The sequence below is a fragment of the Amycolatopsis sp. NPDC043887 genome (assembly GCF_056435665.1).
Window position 1 is genome coordinate 669,253 of sequence record NZ_JBWKEB010000001.1, and the last position, 17,595, is coordinate 686,847.

19 protein-coding genes are annotated in these 17,595 nt (G+C 68.1%); 8 read left to right on the forward strand and 11 right to left on the reverse strand.

Annotated elements, in window-relative coordinates; all coding sequences use genetic code 11:
* Nucleotides 1–22: 22 nt before the first annotated feature.
* The 6 genes from AC069H_RS03335 to AC069H_RS03360 all read right to left on the reverse strand — a co-directional run bounded on the left by AC069H_RS03335 (nucleotide 23) and on the right by AC069H_RS03360 (nucleotide 5,465).
* The gene (locus AC069H_RS03335; protein WP_478231192.1) at nucleotides 23–616 is read right to left on the reverse strand and encodes a hypothetical protein; all 594 of its coding nucleotides are present in this window, start codon (nucleotides 614–616) and stop codon (nucleotides 23–25) included.
* Nucleotides 616–1,302 (reverse strand): hypothetical protein, encoded by a 687-nt coding sequence (locus tag AC069H_RS03340; RefSeq protein WP_478231193.1) that lies wholly within the window; start codon nucleotides 1,300–1,302, stop codon nucleotides 616–618. The genes AC069H_RS03335 and AC069H_RS03340 overlap by 1 nt, the downstream gene beginning before the upstream one ends.
* On the reverse strand, nucleotides 1,299–2,789 hold the full coding sequence (locus AC069H_RS03345) for a WXG100 family type VII secretion target (RefSeq protein WP_478231194.1): 1,491 nt from the start codon (nucleotides 2,787–2,789) through the stop codon (nucleotides 1,299–1,301). The genes AC069H_RS03340 and AC069H_RS03345 overlap by 4 nt, the downstream gene beginning before the upstream one ends.
* Nucleotides 2,786–3,271: a YbaB/EbfC family nucleoid-associated protein gene (locus AC069H_RS03350; protein WP_478231195.1), complete on the reverse strand. Its 486-nt coding sequence runs from the start codon at nucleotides 3,269–3,271 to the stop codon at nucleotides 2,786–2,788. Before AC069H_RS03350 ends, AC069H_RS03345 begins: the two co-directional genes overlap by 4 nt.
* A 71-nt stretch (nucleotides 3,272–3,342) precedes the next feature.
* Nucleotides 3,343–4,098, reverse strand: coding sequence for a decaprenylphospho-beta-D-erythro-pentofuranosid-2-ulose 2-reductase (locus AC069H_RS03355; RefSeq protein ID WP_478231196.1), 756 nt, complete (start codon nucleotides 4,096–4,098; stop codon nucleotides 3,343–3,345).
* On the reverse strand, nucleotides 4,095–5,465 hold the full coding sequence (locus AC069H_RS03360) for an FAD-binding protein (RefSeq protein ID WP_478231197.1): 1,371 nt from the start codon (nucleotides 5,463–5,465) through the stop codon (nucleotides 4,095–4,097). Before AC069H_RS03360 ends, AC069H_RS03355 begins: the two co-directional genes overlap by 4 nt.
* A gap of 101 nt (nucleotides 5,466–5,566) precedes the next feature.
* Between AC069H_RS03360 and AC069H_RS03365 the strand changes: the two genes are divergently transcribed.
* The 3 genes from AC069H_RS03365 (at nucleotide 5,567) to AC069H_RS03375 (ending at nucleotide 9,175) form a co-directional block, all read left to right on the forward strand.
* The gene (locus AC069H_RS03365; protein ID WP_192747497.1) at nucleotides 5,567–6,049 is read left to right on the forward strand and encodes a GtrA family protein; all 483 of its coding nucleotides are present in this window, start codon (nucleotides 5,567–5,569) and stop codon (nucleotides 6,047–6,049) included.
* 6 nt (nucleotides 6,050–6,055) lie between these two features.
* Nucleotides 6,056–7,981, forward strand: a complete 1,926-nt coding sequence (locus AC069H_RS03370; protein ID WP_478223728.1) for a glycosyltransferase — start codon at nucleotides 6,056–6,058, stop codon at nucleotides 7,979–7,981.
* Nucleotides 7,982–8,161: 180 nt separating this feature from the next.
* Complete coding sequence (locus AC069H_RS03375) at nucleotides 8,162–9,175, forward strand: acyl-CoA dehydrogenase family protein (RefSeq protein WP_478231198.1); 1,014 nt, start codon at nucleotides 8,162–8,164, stop codon at nucleotides 9,173–9,175.
* 40 nt (nucleotides 9,176–9,215) lie between these two features.
* On the opposite strand, the gene AC069H_RS03380 is transcribed toward AC069H_RS03375, so the two are convergent.
* On the reverse strand, nucleotides 9,216–9,458 hold the full coding sequence (locus AC069H_RS03380; RefSeq protein ID WP_478231199.1) for a hypothetical protein: 243 nt from the start codon (nucleotides 9,456–9,458) through the stop codon (nucleotides 9,216–9,218).
* Between the two features lie 114 nt (nucleotides 9,459–9,572).
* Here AC069H_RS03380 and AC069H_RS03385 point away from each other — a divergent pair, with 114 nt between their 5' ends.
* The 4 genes from AC069H_RS03385 (at nucleotide 9,573) to AC069H_RS03400 (ending at nucleotide 12,992) form a co-directional block, all read left to right on the forward strand.
* Complete coding sequence (locus AC069H_RS03385; RefSeq protein WP_340685877.1) at nucleotides 9,573–10,337, forward strand: ESX secretion-associated protein EspG; 765 nt, start codon at nucleotides 9,573–9,575, stop codon at nucleotides 10,335–10,337.
* A gap of 144 nt (nucleotides 10,338–10,481) precedes the next feature.
* Nucleotides 10,482–10,958, forward strand: a complete 477-nt coding sequence (locus AC069H_RS03390) for a hypothetical protein (protein WP_340685876.1) — start codon at nucleotides 10,482–10,484, stop codon at nucleotides 10,956–10,958.
* A gap of 6 nt (nucleotides 10,959–10,964) precedes the next feature.
* Nucleotides 10,965–11,516, forward strand: coding sequence for a DUF3558 family protein (locus tag AC069H_RS03395; protein ID WP_478223725.1), 552 nt, complete (start codon nucleotides 10,965–10,967; stop codon nucleotides 11,514–11,516).
* Nucleotides 11,517–11,528: 12 nt separating this feature from the next.
* Nucleotides 11,529–12,992, forward strand: a complete 1,464-nt coding sequence (locus tag AC069H_RS03400) for a hypothetical protein (protein ID WP_478223724.1) — start codon at nucleotides 11,529–11,531, stop codon at nucleotides 12,990–12,992.
* A gap of 62 nt (nucleotides 12,993–13,054) precedes the next feature.
* Here AC069H_RS03400 and AC069H_RS03405 read toward each other — a convergent pair whose 3' ends face one another.
* The 4 genes from AC069H_RS03405 to wzm form a co-directional block, all read right to left on the reverse strand.
* Nucleotides 13,055–13,615, reverse strand: coding sequence for an arabinofuranosyltransferase AftB family protein (locus AC069H_RS03405; protein WP_478231200.1), 561 nt, complete (start codon nucleotides 13,613–13,615; stop codon nucleotides 13,055–13,057).
* A 497-nt stretch (nucleotides 13,616–14,112) separates the two neighbouring features.
* Nucleotides 14,113–15,021, reverse strand: a complete 909-nt coding sequence (gene glfT1 / locus AC069H_RS03410; RefSeq protein ID WP_478231201.1) for a galactofuranosyltransferase GlfT1 — start codon at nucleotides 15,019–15,021, stop codon at nucleotides 14,113–14,115.
* Entirely contained in the window at nucleotides 15,018–15,842 is an 825-nt protein-coding gene (gene wzt / locus AC069H_RS03415; protein WP_478231202.1) for a galactan export ABC transporter ATP-binding subunit Wzt/RfbE, read from the reverse strand. The genes glfT1 and wzt overlap by 4 nt, the downstream gene beginning before the upstream one ends.
* A gap of 3 nt (nucleotides 15,843–15,845) precedes the next feature.
* Nucleotides 15,846–16,799 (reverse strand): galactan export ABC transporter permease subunit Wzm/RfbD, encoded by a 954-nt coding sequence (wzm, locus tag AC069H_RS03420; RefSeq protein WP_478231203.1) that lies wholly within the window; start codon nucleotides 16,797–16,799, stop codon nucleotides 15,846–15,848.
* Nucleotides 16,800–16,944: 145 nt separating this feature from the next.
* On the opposite strand from wzm, the gene AC069H_RS03425 reads away from it, so the two are divergent.
* Nucleotides 16,945–17,574: a hypothetical protein gene (locus AC069H_RS03425; protein ID WP_478231412.1), complete on the forward strand. Its 630-nt coding sequence runs from the start codon at nucleotides 16,945–16,947 to the stop codon at nucleotides 17,572–17,574.
* Nucleotides 17,575–17,595: the final 21 nt, after the last annotated feature.

A 17,595-nucleotide genomic window follows, 5' to 3' on the forward strand; every position in this document is an offset into this window, starting at 1 on the left:
CAGAGGACGAAACGCGAGGGGGTCAGCGGCGGGAACGGGCCCGGTCGGCTTTCGTGACGGCCAGCATGTCGCGCTGGTAGACCACGGACCCGTCGGCGAAGACGAACTGAAGCACCGGCCGCGCCGGGAAACTCCGCCCCAGGTAGAGCGCGGACACCGAACGCACCACTCCCGGCGGCATCTCCTCGAAGGTCCGGAACGGCTGCGCGGGATCCTCGCCCTCCAGCATCCGCGCCGGGTACACGACGGCCAGTCGCCGGTCGGACAGCGTCAGCCGCGCCTCGCCCTTCCCGCCGGCGAGGTGGTCCGCGAGCCGCGCGGCGGTCTGGTCCGCGGTCCGCGCGACGGCCCAGTAGGCGATCGTCGGGTCGTCGGTCCAGTCGGCTTCGAGCACATCGGGAGCGGGCAGCGGCCACCGCGGTTTCCCCGTCACCGCAGGGGTTTCCCGAGACGGCGAATAGGGCAGCGTGAGCTTGCCGTCGAGCACCAGGCCGACGTACCCGTGCGCGGGCGGGCAGCCGATGATCAGGCGCTCGCCGGGCGCGAGCCAGAACTGGTGCAGTTCCCGTTCGACGATCTCGTCGACGGTCTTCGCGGTCAGTGGCGTGTTCTCCATCAGCTCACCGTCACCGAGTACAGCCAGGCGAACTGCCGGGGATCGTCGCAGTCGAAAAGGAAATCCATCCCAGATCCGTCCACAAAGGACGCGCGAAGACACGGGCGCCGCTTCTTGCCGTGCTCGGCGACCGCGAAACCGGCGATCCGGTCGCGGGGGATCTCGGCACACGGCACCATCTCGTGCCGCGCGATCGGGACGCCCTCGGCGTTCTCGCCGTAGGTCTTCGTGGTCATGATCGCCGCGATGTCCTTGCCGAACCCGATCGCCTTCGACATGAACGACTTCTTCGAGGGCTTCTCCGGAGCGACGAACTTCTCCAGCACCAGCAGCCGCGCGCTGGTCAGCGCCCAAAGCCGCGAAAGCGAGCCGCTGGTGGGCAGCTCCCGCACCGCCGCGTGCGCGAGGCCGCCCTGTTCGCCGAGCACGACTACCTGCGGCGATGGCGGATTCGACTTGCCGCCGTCGTCACCCCCGCCCAGCGCCGCGCCGACCACGTCGCCCGCGAAGTTCGCCGCGCCGGAGCCGATCTTGCCCAGCACGCTCTTCTTCGGCACACCCCAGGGATCGAGGCCCCGCACGTCGTAGTTCACCGTCCGGCCGTACGCGGCCCACAGCAACCGTTCGCCCGGGTACAGCGAAGGCAGGGCCTGCGACGCGGCCCCGAGCGGGTAGCCGAGATTCATTCTTCGATCGTGAACCCTCTGTCGGTCGCCGCGCGGCGCTCTTCCTCGGACGACGTGTCCTGTGACTCGTGGTAGCCCGCCTTGACGCCCTGCTCGACGCCCAGTTCGGCCAGGTTACCGGCACTGCCGCGGAAGGCGGCCTTGCCGACGCTGGTCGTGCCGCTCATGCCCATCGCCCGCAACCCGGCCTCGGTGAGGTTCGTGGTGAGCGCGTCCGAGCCCTCGCCGCCGACGCCGTACCGGTCCGCGAACCTGTTGGCCGTCTTGGAGGCGCCGGTCGCAGGGTTGGCCTTCGTGACGATCTTGGCCAGTGGGTTCTTGTCGATCTGGTCGGCGAGCCGCTTCTGCAGCCAGTTGCCGTCGCGCAGCCCTTCGGTGCGCTCGACGACCTTCTTCAGCGGCCCGTTGCGGAGCGCCTTCAGGATGTCTTCGAGCTTGTCGATCAACGGCTTGAGCTTGCCGAGCAGCTGCTTGACCTTCATCCCGAGCCGTCCGCCGGTCACCGCGACCTGACCGGCCGTGGCCGCGCCCGCCGCGCCGACCGAGGCGCCCGCCGTGATCCACGAGGCGGCCAGCGCGGCCAGCCACTCGATGATCAGGCCCATCACCAGTTCCTGGATGATGTCGATGACGATCTCGACGAACGCGTCGAACAGGTCGGCCGCGATCTCCAGGATCTGCCGCAACCCGCGGACGTCGTTCGCGAACGCCTTGGCGCCGCCCGAGAACTCGGTCATCTGGCCGCGGAACGCGTCGCCCGCCTGGCCTTTCCAAGCCTCCTTGGTGCCATCGGCGCGCTTCTGCTCGTGCTCGGCGACGCCGTCGAGCCACTTCGCCGTCTGCTCCCAGCCCTTGGCGGTGCTGCGCATCTGCTCGGGGTCACCGATCGCGGGCTCCAGCACCAGCTCGACCAGCGGGCTGATCACGATCCCGATCAGGAAACCCAGCCCGTTGTCCACAAAGGACTGCCCGGGGCTCGTCACGAGCTGGAGTTGTTCCATCCGAGCGTGCACCGTCGCGATCGCGACGTCCGGCGGGCTGCTCGCCCTGGCGACCTCCGAGGAGGTGCTGATCCACGAACTGCCGTAGCCACCGTTCTGCTCCCAGAACCCCTTGCGGCCGGAGTCGCCGGCGCTGTTGAGGTCGCTCAGGCTGCCGGGGCCGCTGCCGCCGTCGTCCAGCCCGGCGCCGAGGCCGGTGATGACCTCGGCGGTGCCCTGGTTGTGGTCGAGATAGGTCTTCGCCGCGGTGGTGGTCTTGTCGGCGATCTGGTCCATGAAGGACTTCGCCTGCTCGGCGAGGTCCTGGCACTCCTGCAGCCCCTCGAAGTACTTGAAGGCCATCAGTTCGCCGAGCGGGCCGAAGCAGTCGTCCGAGACCCTGGCCTGCTCCAGCAGGCCGGCGAGGCTGCCGAAATTCCCCGAGGCCTCTTTGGACCCCGTCGCGTGCGCGGTGAGCGCTTCCGTCTGTACGCCGAAGCCGGTCAAAACGAGTCCCTCCGCAGGATCGGGCCGCCGAAGTCGTCATCGTCGGCGCGAGCGGGGCGTGTCGGACGAGACGTGCGGACGGGCTGCTGGAGAGCGGGCCCGGCGAGGGATTCCGCGGGCGGGGGAGCGCTGGGCCCGAGCGGTTCGACGTGGGCGTTGAACGCCTCTTTGAACTGGTCCGCGCGGTCGCCGAGGATCGGCTGGACGGTCTGCTGCATCGCGGCCGCCGCCTGCTGGGTCGCTTCTCTGACCGCGGTGAGGATCTCCTGCCGCAGTGCGGTGTGCGTGCGGTTCATCGCCTTGGGGGACAGCTGGAGTCCCAGCAGGGCGCCGGACGGGGCGACGGTCACCGTCACCGAGCCGTCGGCGTTGCGCGCGGATCCGCGCAGCCCGGCGATCTTGTCCTTCAGTTCCGCGGCTTTGGCGGCCTGCTCCTGAAACGACCGGATGGCCGCGTCGAGCCTGGCTTCCTGGTCAGCCATCGATTCCTCTCAACCCGGGGACGGAGGGAGTCCGTGCCCGGGTGAGACGAATGGAGTAACGCGCTCGTTCCCTAGATCGGAAGTTTGCGGAAGATCGGCCGGGGGATGTGCCGCAGGGCCGACATGACCAGGCGGAACGGCGCGGGCGACCACACCAGTTCCTTGCCGGCGCGCGAGGCGGCGACCGCGGTCTCCGCGACCTGCTCGGCGTCCACCGTCAGCGGGGCGTCCTTGAGGCCTTCGGTCATCTTGGTCCGGACCTGGCCGGAGCGGACGACGGTGATCCGCACGCCGAACTCGGACAGGGCCTCGCCGAGGCCCAGGTAGAAGCCGTCGAAACCGGCCTTGGAGGAGCCGTAGACGAAGTTCGACCGGCGGACCCGCTCACCGGCGACCGACGACAGCGCGATGACCTTGCCGTGGCCCTGCTTCTTGAGCTTGTTCGACAGCGCGACACCCACCGAAACCGCGGCCGAGTAGTTCACGGTGGCCGCCTCGACGGCCTTCGCGTGGTCCTGCCACAGCTCTTCCTGGTCGCCGAGCAGGCCGAACGCCACGACGGTGACGTCGATGTCGCCACCCTCGAACGCCTTGTCCAGCACGGCGGGGTGGGTGTCCGTGGCCTTGGCGTCGAAGTCCACAGTGGACACCTCGGCGCCCTTGTCCTTCAGGCGCTGCGCGGCCGCGTCGAGCCGCGGCGACTGGCGTCCGGCCAGCACGACCCGGAGGGGCTTCTCGGACAGGTACTTCTCCGCGATCGCGAGCGCGATGTCGGAGGTTCCGCCGAGCAGCAGCAGGGACTGGGGGTTGCCCACAGCGTCGATCACAGTTCCAACCTTCGGGACATGTCAGAGGCGAAAACGCCTTCGGGGTCAACGGAAGCGCGGACCTTGCGCCACTCTTCGAGCCGCGGGTACATCTTCGCGAAGTTCTCCGCCGAGGTGCGCGAGTCCTTCGCCGTGTACAGACGGCCGCCGAGCGCGAGCACGTCCTCGTCGAGTTCCTGGCAGAACCGGCTCAGCCCGTCCTTGATCGGGAAGTCGAGGCAGACCATCCAGCCGGGATGCGGGAACGACAGCGGCGCCGCGTTGCCCTCGCCCATCTGCTTGAACACGTTGAGGAACGACACGTGCCCGGAATCCGCGACCTTCTGGATGATCCGGCGCAGTGGCTCGTGCGCGTTCAGCGGCGTGCTGAACTGGTACTGCAGGAAACCCTTGGTGCCATACGCGCGGTTCCACTCGCCGAAGAGATCCAGCGGGTGGTAGAAGGCGGTCAGGCTCTGGATCTGGTCGCGCGCGTTCTTCGCGGTCTTGCGGTAATACAGCTCGCCGATCGCGGTGAACGACAGCTTGTTAGCCAGCCCGTTCGGAAAGATGTCCGGCAGGGTGGCCAGCGTGCCCGGGTTGAACTTGAGCGGATCGGCCCGCAGTTTCGGCGGCAGTTCGTCCAGCTTGGCGAGCGAGCCGCGCTGGAAGGCGGCGCGGCCGAGCTTCGCGCCCCGGGAGATCGAGTCGAACCAGCCGGACGAGTACGTGTAGTTGGCCTCGGAGCCGTCGGTGACCAGCGCCAGGGTCTCGTCGAGGTTCGCCGTGCGCTGGATGTCGGCCTTGAAGTAGGCCGTCTCGGTCTTCGTCATCCGGATCTTGGCGCGGACGATGATGCCCGTCAGGCCGATACCGGCCACGGTCGCCCAGAACAGCTCCGCGTCGGGGCCGTCCGGCGTGAGCGTGCGCACCTGCCCGTCGGCGGTGATCAGGTCCATCGACACCACGTGGTTGCCGAAGCTGCCCGCCGAGTGGTGGTTCTTGCCGTGGATGTCGTTGGCGATAGCGCCGCCGATGGTGACCTGGCGCGTCCCCGGCAGCACCGGCACCCACAGCCCGTAGGGCAGGCCCTCGCGCATCAGCTTGTCGAGGCTGACGCCCGCGTCGAGGTCGACGATGCCGGAATCCGGGTCGATCGAGTGGATGCGGTCCAGCGCGGTCATGTCGACGACCAGGCCGCCCGCGTTCTGCGCCGGGTCGCCGTAGGACCGGCCGAGACCGCGCGCGATGACCCCGCGTTCCCCGGCCCGCGTCACCGCACGGGCGATGGCTTCCACATCGGGGGTGCTCAGGACGTCCGCGATACTCGGCGACGTCCTCGCCCAGCCCATGAGCGACTGCCGCTGTGTCTTGGGTGCTCGGGTCACGCCGACCAGGGTAACCACGCCGAACAATGCCCGGAACGTGACCCTGAAGTGCTCGCTTCTACACTTTGCGCATCAGCCCCAGCAGTTTATGAGGTAGAGCAGTGGTGGCGACCGACCCGAAAGCCGGCGTGACGGCAGCAGCGCCGTCCTCTCCTGGGCTGCTCGGGCAGCTCATCCGCTTCGGCCTCATCGGCGGCTTCTGCGCCCTGGTCGATTTCGGTGTCTACCAGGGGCTTCGCGCCCTCGGAATGGACGCGACACCGTGGGTGGACATCGCCCGCGCGCTCAGCTTCATCGTGGGCACCACGACCGCCTTCTTCCTGAACCGCAAGTTCACCTTCGCCGGTGGACGCCAGGAGGGCGCGCGTCAGATCGGTAGCTTCGTACTCCTGTACGCCGTGACGTTCCTCGTCGCCGTCGGCGTCAACCGCACGATGCTGCACGTCCTGCCGGAGTCGGCCTGGAAGGCCACCTTCGGTTGGGTCGTTTCGCAGGCAACCGCGACCATGATCAATTTCGTCATGCTCAAGTGGGTCGTCTTCCGTGAGCCCCGCGCCATCGCCACCAGCAAAGAGGAGAACTGAGGATTCATGCCCGGTAAAGCCGCCGTCACCGGAGAGGCCCCGAGCGCCATGGTGAGCACTGTCGACGACACCCGCTTCGCGGAACGCACCCCGCAGGGCCGTCTCACCGCGCAGCGCGGGCTCTATGCCGGCCCGGCCCCCATCGTCAGCAAGGACCTCTACGCCGAACTCGAATGGGGCACCGCCGTGCGCGAGCGCGCGGGCATCTCCATCGAGCCGGCGTCGAAGGTGTCCGGCAACACGTATTTCGGCCGTTTCCCCGCGAGCTACTGGCAGCGCTGGACCGACGTGACCGAGGTCCAGGTCGAGGCCGTCGTCACCGGTGACGGCCAGCTGTCCGTCGGCGCCTCCGACATCGAGGGCGACTCGCGTGTGGTCGCGGCCGAAGTCGTCGCGGGTGCGAAGCAGCGGAAGGTGACGCTCACCGCGAAGCTCGACAAGTTCTACGACGGCGGCGCGCTCTGGCTCGACCTCGAGACCGAGGGCGGCCAGTCGCTGCGTGTCGAGAAGGTCCGCTGGACGGTCGAAGCGCCGGAGAAGATCCGCCCGACCGCGGTGACCATCTGCACGATGAACCGCGCCGACGACTGCCTGTCGAACCTGCAGGCGCTCGCCGCCGACGTCTCCTCGCTGGAGACGCTCGACGCGATCTACGTCGCCGACCAGGGCACCGACCTCGTCGAGTCGCGTGACGGCTTCGAGCAGGTCGCGAAGGACCTCGGCGACAAGCTGCACTACATCAAGCAGCCGAACCTCGGCGGCGCCGGCGGGTTCACCCGCGGCCTCTACGAGGTCGCCGGGCACACCGAGACCGAGCACGCGAACGTCCTGTTCATGGACGACGACGTGCTGCTGGAGCCGGATCTGGTGATCCGGATGACCGCGTTCTCCAACCGCACGGTCAATCCGGTCATCGTCGGCGGGCAGATGCTGAACCTGCTGCACCCGAACCAGCTGCACGTCGGCGCCGAATACGCCCGGCTGAACACGCTGGAGCCCGGCCAGCCGGTGCAGCACTCGCTCTCGACCGCCGACCTGCTCGGCGTCGACGAGGAGACCCTCAAGCCGAACCGCCAGGAACGCCGCCTCGACGCCGGGTACAACGGCTGGTGGTCGTGCCTGATCCCGTACGAGGTCGTCAAGGCCACGGGCTACCCGCTGCCCTTCTTCTTCCAGTGGGACGACGCGGAGTACAGCTACCGTGCCCGCGCGCACGGCTTCCCGACGGTCACCCTTCCGGGCGCCGGCGTCTGGCACGCCGACTTCCACTGGAAGGACTGGGACGAGTGGCACCGCTACTTCAACCTGCGGAACTCGATCATCACCGCCGCGCTGCACTCGCCGTTCAACCTGAACCTGCTCTCGCGCGTGCTCATCGCGCAGCTGGTCCGGTACCTGCTCGGCATGCAGTACGGCCTGTCCGCCACGCTGATCAAGGCCGTCGAGGACTTCCTCGAGGGGCCGGAGGTCCTGCGTGACGGCGGCGTCGCCGCGATGAAGGAGATCCGCCGGATCCGCGACGAGTACCCCGAGACCAAACGGCACAAGGCCACCGACGTCCCGGGTATCGCGTCGAACGACATCGGCATCATCAACAGCGCGCCGCGGCCCAGCATGCAGCGCCTGGTGCTGATCAAGCGGATCCTCGACCGGGTGCTCGGCCGCAGCCGCCACTCGCTCGGCGCGATCCCGATCGACGAGGCCCACTGGTGGCACGTCGCGACCTTCGACACCGCCGTCGTCACCGACGCTTCGCAGGAAGGCGTGCGGGTCCGCTCGTACGACCGCGCGAAGATGTTCGACCTGGCGCGCCGGGGCGCGAAGGTGATCCAGCGGCTCCGCAAGGAAGGCGCGGCGGTGCAGGAGCAGTACAAGCGCGCCATGCCCGAGCTGACCTCGCGGGACAACTGGAAGCGCCTCTACAAGCTGTAGCACCCGCTTCGCGCGGCTTCGATGTCCCCAATGTCGCATTAGAGACGCTCAGTGTCTCCAATGCGACATTGGGGACACTGCTATCTGGGGGCCAAAAGGGGAGCAAGGGACCTTTAGTAACGCTAGCTTTCCTAGCGGCGCTAGACTCACAACAGGTCAAGTAAGGGTAGCCTTACTCTCATGACGGATCTGGTCGCTCGAGCCCACGCCCTCGCCGATGATCTCCTCTTCCCCGCGGCCACCGAAGTCGACCTCAAGGGCGAAGTGCCTTCAAGTCACTTCGACGCCCTCGCAGCCGAAGGCTTCTACGGCCTCGCGGCGCCCAAGGAAGCCGGCGGTCCGGGCGCAGAACTCCCGGAGATCGTCCAGGTTCTCGAGGCACTGGCGGGCGGCTGCCTCAGCACGATGTTCACCTGGATCCAGCACCACGGCCTGGTCACGGCACTGACCGGCGCCGTCGACACCGAACTGCGTGATCGCTACCTCCCGTCGCTGATCAGCGGGGAACTCAAGGCCGGCGCCGCGTTCGCCGCGGTGATCCCGACTCCGCCCAGGCTGCGTGCGGAACGCGTCGACGGCGGCTACCTCCTCGACGGCGAGGCCCCCTTCGTCAGCGGGTGGGGCGTCATCGACCTGCTTCAGCTTTGCGCCCGCGACGGCGACACCGTCATCGGCGCGATCATCGATCCGGTCGCGGGGGAGCGGCTGGAGGTCCAGCCGCTCGACCTCGTCGCGGCGCAGGGCACGTCCACCGTGCACCTCGGCTTCACCCGCTACTTCCTCGCCGACGACCGCGTCTACGGGAAGACCCCGCACGCGGACTTCGTCGCGGGCAACACCTTCGCCTCCCGCCTCAACGGCTGCGCGCCGCTCGGCCTGGCCGCCCGCGCCGCTCGGCTCATCGAGGACCTCGGGAAGGCCGACGTCGCCGCCGGGATCCGGGCCGAGATCGACGTCGTCCGCGGCAGGCTCGACGCGGCGCTCGCCGATCCGCCGTCGCTGCCCGCGGCCAGGGCGGCGGGCGCGGAACTCGCGTTCCGGGCCGCGGGCGCGCTGGTCGCGGCCAACGGCAGCACGTCGGTACTCGTCGGACGACACCCCCAGCGGCTCGTCCGGGAAGCCGTCTTCCTGATGGTCGCCGCCAGCCGCCCGGAGATCAAAACCGGTCTGCTGGAGCTCTTCTCCCGGAGCTGACCGCCTGGGCGAAAGCGCGAGTGCGGCGCCGCCACGTGATCTAGTGGAGGCCGAACACGCGAGTCTTGCGGTTCAGGTCGTCGATGTAGGCGGCGGCGACGTGGGAGAAGTTGATCGCCACCTCGGAATCGTCTCTCGTCCGGATCGTCTGTACCGCGCCGGTGCGGACGAAATGCGAGAGATCCTTGGTCAGCCGTTCGGTTTCTTCCGCCGTGAGCGCGAAGAGCAGCGGCTCGCCGCCGGCGGCGAGATGGAGGACGAGCGCGGGTTTCCGGTCTGTCATGAATCCATGGCACCAGCGTTGATCACGGCCGGGCAAGCGGGTTCGCTGCGGGCGTATCGGGTGCGTGGACTACGTTCATCCCGACGAACAAGACACCCGCGGGGGGAAATGGCGATGCCGCATTCGTTCTCGCTGTCGCTGGCGGCGGTGGACATCCTGCTCGAACACGGCCGGTTCGGTCCGGCGCCCGTCCCGTTCGAGGTCCCGCACATCGGCACGACGACCGATCAGCGCGCGATGGTGCGCGAGGCCGTCTTCCGCGACCTCGAAGGCCGCGGCATGATGCGCGGCGGCAGGCTCGACGCCGACGTCGAACTCGCGCTCGCCACGTTCGTCACCCCGCAGCTCGCGGTCTGGGCGGTCGCGCAGATGGACAAGGACAAGCAGCTGTTCGCGCGGGCGGCGACGAACGGGCAGTTCGCGGTGCTGGTGCGCCAGGACGAGAACCTGCTCGTGTTCGAGGAGACCCGGCCGACCGCGATCGTCGCGTCGATCGTCGATCTCCTGCCCCTCACCCCGGCGGGCCCCGGCCAGTCGGTCACCATCGCGAAGCCGGTGAGCGCGCCGAAGCGCCCCCGGAACGACGACGCGTACGACCCCTTTGCGCAGGTCAGCGGGCCCCGGTCCCACGGATCGAACCCGCAGCAGCGGCAGGTGGAACGGATCTTCGAGAAGCCGATGAAGCGAGTGGGCCAGTTCAGCGTGTTCATCCGCGGTGGCCAGGTCTTCCCGCCGTTGGCGTGGTTCGACACCGAAGCGGGCCGGTTCATGATGACTTCGCGCCAGGCGACCGACGGGCAAAGCTGGCTGACCTACGCTCCCGCGGACAACGCGAGGATCGCGCAGCAGCTGTACGCCCAGCTCGAAGGCCAGTTCTGAACCTTCGGGAACCGGCGTGACGCCCGTTTCGTCACAGTTCCGGCGGGATCTCCGGTGATCGGGGAATCACCGTTGCGCTGAGTGCCCGGCTAGTAGACTTCCGGGCGAACGCACGGGCGAGCAGACGATGCAGTGGGGCGGGCGATGGCTTTCGAAGCGGACGGCGGACAGGCGGCACCGGACTTCTCGATCGGCTCCGCCATGGGGGCGGCGGCCAAGTACGTGGAGGCGGGTGGCCTGAACCAGGCCGCGATCGCCAAGGTGAGCGCCGAGACCCAGAAGCTGGTTTCGGCCGCCAAGAGCGGCGGCTTCAAGATCACCGCCGAAGGCGTCAAGCCGCTGCGTGAGGCGCTCGCGAACATGTCGGAAGAGCTCAGCGCACTCGGTAACCGGACGACGCGGCTTTCCGAGGCACCCCAGCTCGGCGACCACCCGTACGGCAAGGCCGTCGCGGCCCACGACCACAAGGGCGCCGCGCAGGCGAGCAACTCCGCGAGCGCGGTGCTCGAACAGTTCAAGCAGGTCGTCCGGGACGCAGACGAAGCGCTGGCCAGGGCCGCGGGGCTGTACAAGGGTGTCGAAGACCGCGCGATCGACGCCACCAAGAAGATTCAGGCCTGAGGGACGATGAAGAAACTCTGCGTGCTGCCGCTCGCCGCGGCCGCCCTGGTGTTGGCCGCGTGCTCCAGCGAGAAGCCGGGGAGCGCGAGCCCGGCACCGTCGGCGCCGCCCGCCCAGACCGGTGGATCCAGTTCGGCGCCCGCCACCGGCGGTGGTGACACCAAGTCGATCGATCCGTGCTCTCTGCTCAGCGCGGCCGACCTCTCGTCCTACGGGGCGTTCAAGGATCCGGTGACGCTGAACGAAGGCGGAGCCCGCGCCTGCCAGTTCTCCAAGGAGGCGGCGAGCGCCTCGGACAGCCTGACCGTCTCCGTCGACCTCCGGGACACGCAGAACATCGACAGCGTCAACGACGGCGGGAACGGCAAGACCACCGGGAACGTGAACGGGCGCAAAGCGGTGCTCGTGCCGAAACCGCCGTCCGGCTGCTTGATGGCACTCGAACTCACCGCTTCGGCGCGGGCCGATGTCCTCGTGGACGCCACCGACCCGAAGCAGGCCTGTGAGGTCGCCGAGAAGGTCGCCGACACCGTCGAACCGAAGCTTCCGAAGGGCTAAGGGGGAACCAGGATGACCACCAAGACACCGAACCTGACCGAGCAGCAGGTCTCCGACCTTTCGCCGGCGGCTCGCGACGCGTACTTCCAGCAGAAGGCACAGGAGGGCGTCGACCCCAGTGACGGCTGGCTGTTCGGCGCGGTCAATCAGTTCATCGCCTCCGGCAGGGCCCACCAGCAGTCGCAGGAGGTCGGCGACAAGAATGTCGACCAGCTGACCAAGAACAAGGACGTCCAGTACGTCGAGGGCCTGGAGCCGTCGAACGCGGACTACCAGGGCTACGACCACGAGAAGCTCGAACAGTTCGTCAACAGCAACCTGAACGTCGAACAGGTCTCCGACGTCTCGACCGCCTACCACGAGATCCACAAAGCCTTCGACACCTTCGCGAAGACGATGGACCAGGCCGTCACCGCGTCGCAGGGCACTTGGGAAGGCGACGCGGCGGGCAACGCGCAGGGGTACTTCAAGAGCCTCAGCAAGTGGTCCGAGACGAACTCCCAGAACGCCAAGCTCGCGTCCGAGACGATCTACGACCAGGGCACCGCGGCGTCCACCGTGAAGAACACGATGCCCAAACCGATCCCCTTCAGCTGGAAGGAAGAGGTCGGGGGGTGGATGACGTCGAACCCGTTCAACCTCGGCGAGAACATCGACAAGTCCATCCAGAAGCAGAAGGACAGCCAGGAGGCGCACACCGAGGCGGCCTCCGCCATGCACAGCTACGACAAGGCGCTGTACGACGCCGCGTCGAAGCAGCCGGCCTTCGCCGAGCCGCCGAAGTTCGGCGAAGGCGGTGGCGAGGGGACAGGCAAGCCCGGCATCTACGAACTCCCGCCCGGGTCGAAAATGCCCTGGGACGAACAGCCTGGTGGCGGCAACACCTACATCCCGCCCGGCAGTGGCGGCGGGGGTAGCGGCGGCGGTGGTGGCGGTGGTGGCGGTTACGGCTCGCCCAACCTCCCCGGCCCCGGCAGCAGCACCGGCTCCGGCAGCATCCCGTCGGGGACGACGCCGTCCGGCTTCCAGAACGGGCCGGCGCCGATCAGCACTCCCGGCCCCAACAACAACACCGCGATGCCGGTGAGCCCCATGCCGATGGCGCCCATGATGGGTGGCGGCATGGGCGACTCGGACTACAACAGCCGCACCGGCCGTGGTGGAGGCGGAAGCGGGTTCGGTCCCGGCAGCGGTGCGGGCGGCTCCACGCCCGGCTCGGGCTCCGCGTCCGGCGCGGCCCGCCCCGGTGGTATCGGTGCCGCCGAAGCGGCGGCAGGCCGCGGTATGGGCGGTCTCGGCGGTGGCGCCGCCGGGCGCGGCGGACCGGGTATGGGTGGCGGCATGGGCGGCCGCGGTCAGCACGCGGACGGGGACGAGGACACCGAGCACCAGCGTCCGACGTATCTCGTCGAGGGTGACCCGGACGAGGTCTTCGGGACCGACATGCGCACCGCTCCGCCGGTCATCGGCGAGTAGACGTGACAGAAAGGCCCTTCCTCGCGCCACGCGCGAGGAAGGGCCTTTCCGCTGCCGATGGGTCACACGTTCGGTTGGTAGTCTCCGGTCAGCGGCGCTCGCACGGAAGCCGGCATTTCCTGGATCTCGGGCCTGGCGAGGGAACGCCTCGCGGACGCGATCTCCTCCGCGGGCACCACGCCCTCGGTCGCCGAGGACAGCTCTTCCGGAGTGCCCCGGCCGGCGTCCGCGATAGTCCAGGCGACCGAGAGCAGCTTGTCGTGCCCCATCGGCCAGCCTCGGACCGAGAGCGAGTGCGACGCCAGCGGGCCTGCCAGCCCGAGGTCGTCGACCACCTTGGTGTCGTAGGGCAGCATGCCGGGGAAGCCGAGCGCGCCGGGAGAAGAGACCACGGTCTGCTCCCGCGCCGGTACGACGAACCACCGGTGGCCGACCGACACCGCGACGACAGGCCCTTGCTTGCCCTCCATGGCCTTGGCCAGATCCGGCAGGTAGCCGGGGACCTGAGCGGCGTCCTCGGCCAGGATCGGATGGGACTTGCCCGTGGTGTCGGCCCAGAAGACGCGGGAATCGGTGATGGCGTTGGCGCCGATCTTGTGCGTGATCGCCGAGGGTGCCCGCAACCAGCCCCCCGCTCACCACGGCCCAGATGCCGAGCACCAGCAGGGGCACCGCGGTCCACTTGCTGAGTGGTACGGCGAGCACGGGGAGAAGAAGCAGCAAGAGCGACGGAAGCAGCATGCGGCCGTGCATGTAGTCACCGCCGACGCGGGTGACGTAGAAGAGCAGGCCGAGCGCTGCGACGACGGGCATCAGAACGACGATGGTCGTCGCACGTGTCAGCTTCCGGAGCGCCAACGCCGCGACGACCACCAGGGTGAGCAGCGGGATCACCAGCAGGTACGGGTCGAGCAGGTCGACGATGTAGTAAAAGCCCGGTTCCAGCGGGTCTTCGAGGCTGGTGCTCTGTGTTCACGACCGGAGCCGGACACAGGTTGCCTGTCCACCGGATGTCCGGCGGACAGCTCCGGTTCCGTACGGCTCCCTGAGCGACAGCAGCCACCCGTGCCGCCGAGTTCCCTCGCCGGCACGGGTGGCCACTGTGATTTTCCCGTGTATCTCAGTAGCGGTAGAACTTCTCCCTGCGGCCCTGGCGTACGAGCTTGAGCCACTGCAGGAAAGCCTTCGGGTCCCGCTTCACGCCGACGAAGTACAGACCGAAACGCACCACTTCGAGCGCGCCGATCTTGCGCATTCCCGGCTGGGACAGCAGGTACCCGCGGTTGCGGTAGGTGTAGTAGCGCTTGACCTCGTTCTCCGGGTCCTGCGCGTGGAACCGGCCGCCCAGCATAGGCTTGAACTCGTCCGAGCCGTCCGGGTGCAGGTACGCGGTCTTGAGCGAGGTGCCGAACGGCAGTCCGGAACGCACCAGGCGCCGGTGCAGTTCGACCTCGTCGCCGCGGAAGAACAGCCGCAGATCCGGCACGCCGACGACGTCCAAAGTGGACGCGCGGAACAACGCGCCGTTCATCAGCGAGGCGATCCCGGGCAGGAAGTCGACGCCCAGCTCCGACGACGAACGCTTCCAGGTCAGCCCGCGTCGCAACGGGAACGCGAGCTTGTCCGGCGCGTCGATGTTGGTGACCACCGGGGAGATCTCGGCCAGATCGCGCTTCTCGGCCTCGTCCAGCAGGATCGCGAGGACGTTCTCGTCGGCGGGACGGCCGTCGTCGTCGGCCAGCCAGACCCAGTCCGCGCCCATCGAGAGCGCGTGCAGCATGCCGAGCGCGAACCCGCCCGCGCCACCGAGGTTCCGGTGCGAGGGCAGGTACGTGAACGGAAGCGGGTAGTCCTCGACGATGTCGCGCGCCGACTTGTCCGGCCCGTTGTCGACCACGACGAGGTGGTCGACCGGGCGCGTCTGCGCGGCGATCACCTTGAGCGAGTCCGCGAGCAGTTCCCGCCGATGGCGCGTGACGACGACGCCGACGACGGCGCCTTCGGGCAACTGCCGGGTCTCGCTGGTCATCCTTGGCCACCGTTCGTCGTCGCCACCGGCTCGGGTTCGATACCGAACCGCTCCAGCGTCTCCTTGCTCATGTTCTCGAACGGGTCGCGCCCCTTGTAGCCGGTGAGCACGTCGCGCAGCGAACCGCGCTGCTTGACGTGCCCCTCGTCCATCCAGATGGCGGAGTCGCAGAGCTCGAAGAGGAACTCGTCCGAGTGGCTGGCGAACACCAGGATGCCCGACCGCTTCACCAGGGCCTTCAACCGGTCCTTCGCCTTGTTGAGGAACGCCGCGTCGACCGCGCCGATGCCCTCGTCGAGGATCAGGATCTCCGGATCGATCGAGGTGACCACGCCCAGCGCCAGGCGCACCCGCATACCGGTCGAGTAGGTGCGCAGCGGCATCTGCAGGTAGTCGCCGAGTTCGGTGAACTCCGCGATGTCGTCGACGCGGGCTTCCATCTGCTTCGCGGTCATCCCGAGGAACAGACCGCGGATGATGATGTTCTCCAGTCCGGAGATCTCCGGGTCCATGCCGATGCCGAGGTCGAAGACCGGCGCGATCTTGCCGGAGATCTTCGCCGAACCGCGGGTGGGCTCGTAGATGCCGGACAGCAGCCGCAGCAGCGTCGACTTCCCGGCGCCGTTGTGGCCGACGAGGCCGACCCGGTCGCCTTCCCGCAGCTGGAGCGTCACGTCGTGCAGGGCTTCGATGATCGGGACCTTGGTCTCGGTGCCGATCTTGCCGCCGACCTTGCCCAGCACCTTCTTCTTCATGGAGCGGGTCTTCGCGTCGAAAATGGGGAAGTCGACGTAGGCGTTGTGCACATCAATGCTGACCATCTGTCACACCCAATAAGAGACGCGGGAACGGTAATTGCGCATCGCGACCAGCGCGAGGACCCAGCCGACGACGGTGATGCCGAGCACCACGTACCAGCTGTTGATGCTGACTTGCTGCCCGATCAGTGGTGCGCGCACGATCTGGATGAAGTGGAACAACGGGTTGCCGTGGACGAACGGCAGGGCCCACGAGGTGGAGGCACGCGCGCCGCCCGCCAGCAGCTGGTCGATCGGCCACACGATCGGCGTGAGATAGAACAACAGCTGGATGACCGAGCTGATCACCTGCGGGATGTCCCGGTAGCGGGTCGAGATGATGCCCAGCAGCAGGGTGACCCAGCCGGCGTTCAAGGCGAGCATGAAGAAACCGGGGATCGCGGTGAGCGAGTACCAGCCGATACCGGGGTGGCAGATACCGGAGAAGCCCTCGTTGCAGTTGCCGGTGTTCAGCGAGTACTGGTGGTTGAGCGAAGTGAAGAAGATCGAGACCACGATGACGTAGACGATCAGGTTGTGCATCAGCATCAGGGTCTGGCGCCACACCGTGCGCAGCACGTAGACCGACAGGGGCGCCGGGAGCTGTTTGATCAGCCCCTCGTTGGAGATGAAGGTCTCCATGCCCTCGGACAGGCAGCCGCTGATGAAGCCCCAGATGATGAAGCCCGTGCTGATGTAGGGCAGGAACGTCGACGTCGGCATGCCGAACAACTGTGAGTACAGAAGCCCCAGGCCGAGCGCGATGACACCCTGGCTGATGGTGATCCAGAACGGGCCGATCACCGAGCGGCGATAGCGCTGCTTGATGTCCTGCCAGCCGAGGTGTCCCCACAGCTCTTTGGCGGCGAAACCGGTCTTGATATCGGCGAACGCGCGCGAAAAGGTCTTGCTGTCCGAAATCGGCGGAACCGAGGTCGGCGCAGCACCGTCGGCGGCGTGAACCGTGCTGGTGGCATGCACGGGAACGAGGGTACCGATGGAGCCGTCGATGCCTGGGCCGCCCCGCCCCGACCACGGAAAGCTACCGTCGGATTCGAACCCGAACGCGGTGCGTGTGCTGGTACTTTCTGCCCTCATGACTGCTGCACTCGGCGACGCGAGCCTGATGGTCAATCTGCTCGCCGCATACGCCGACCGGCCGGAGCCCCGTTCGGTGGCCGTGGTCGGGAATCAGCCGCTTCCGCCGGACCCCCGGCGAGCGAAGGCCATCGACGCGTGTGACCTCGTGATCCGCGTCAACGGCTTCGTCGTCGACGAGCCGGGTGGCCCCGAAACGGTCGGCAGCCGGGTGCACGTCGTGGTGTTCAACCGCGCCGTCCGCGCCACCAAGCACGTCTTCCGTGACTACCGCAAGCGGCTCTACCTGCTGGTCGAGCCGGGGCGGATGCACTGGGAGCCCGAAGACATCCCTGGCTGGTGGCCCGGTGACCTCGGTTACGTGCCGGTGCCGAACCGCGAAGTCGTCCTGCCCCTTTCGGACGCGCTCGGCCTGCCGAGCCGCGAACAGGGCCTGTGGTCGACCACCGGGACACTGGCCGCCTGGATCGCGCGCACGTCGTTCCCGCACGCCAACCTGCTCCTGTCCGGGTTCTCGTTCATCGACGACCCGAACCAGACACACTGGGAGCACGCTGCGGGCGATTCCTGCATCGTCGGCCCCGAGCACCGGATCGCCGCCGAGGGCAGGCTGCTGGACTCGTGGACGAAGACCGGCGAAACCGAACTCCTGCGCTGAACCACAGCCAGCCCACTCCGA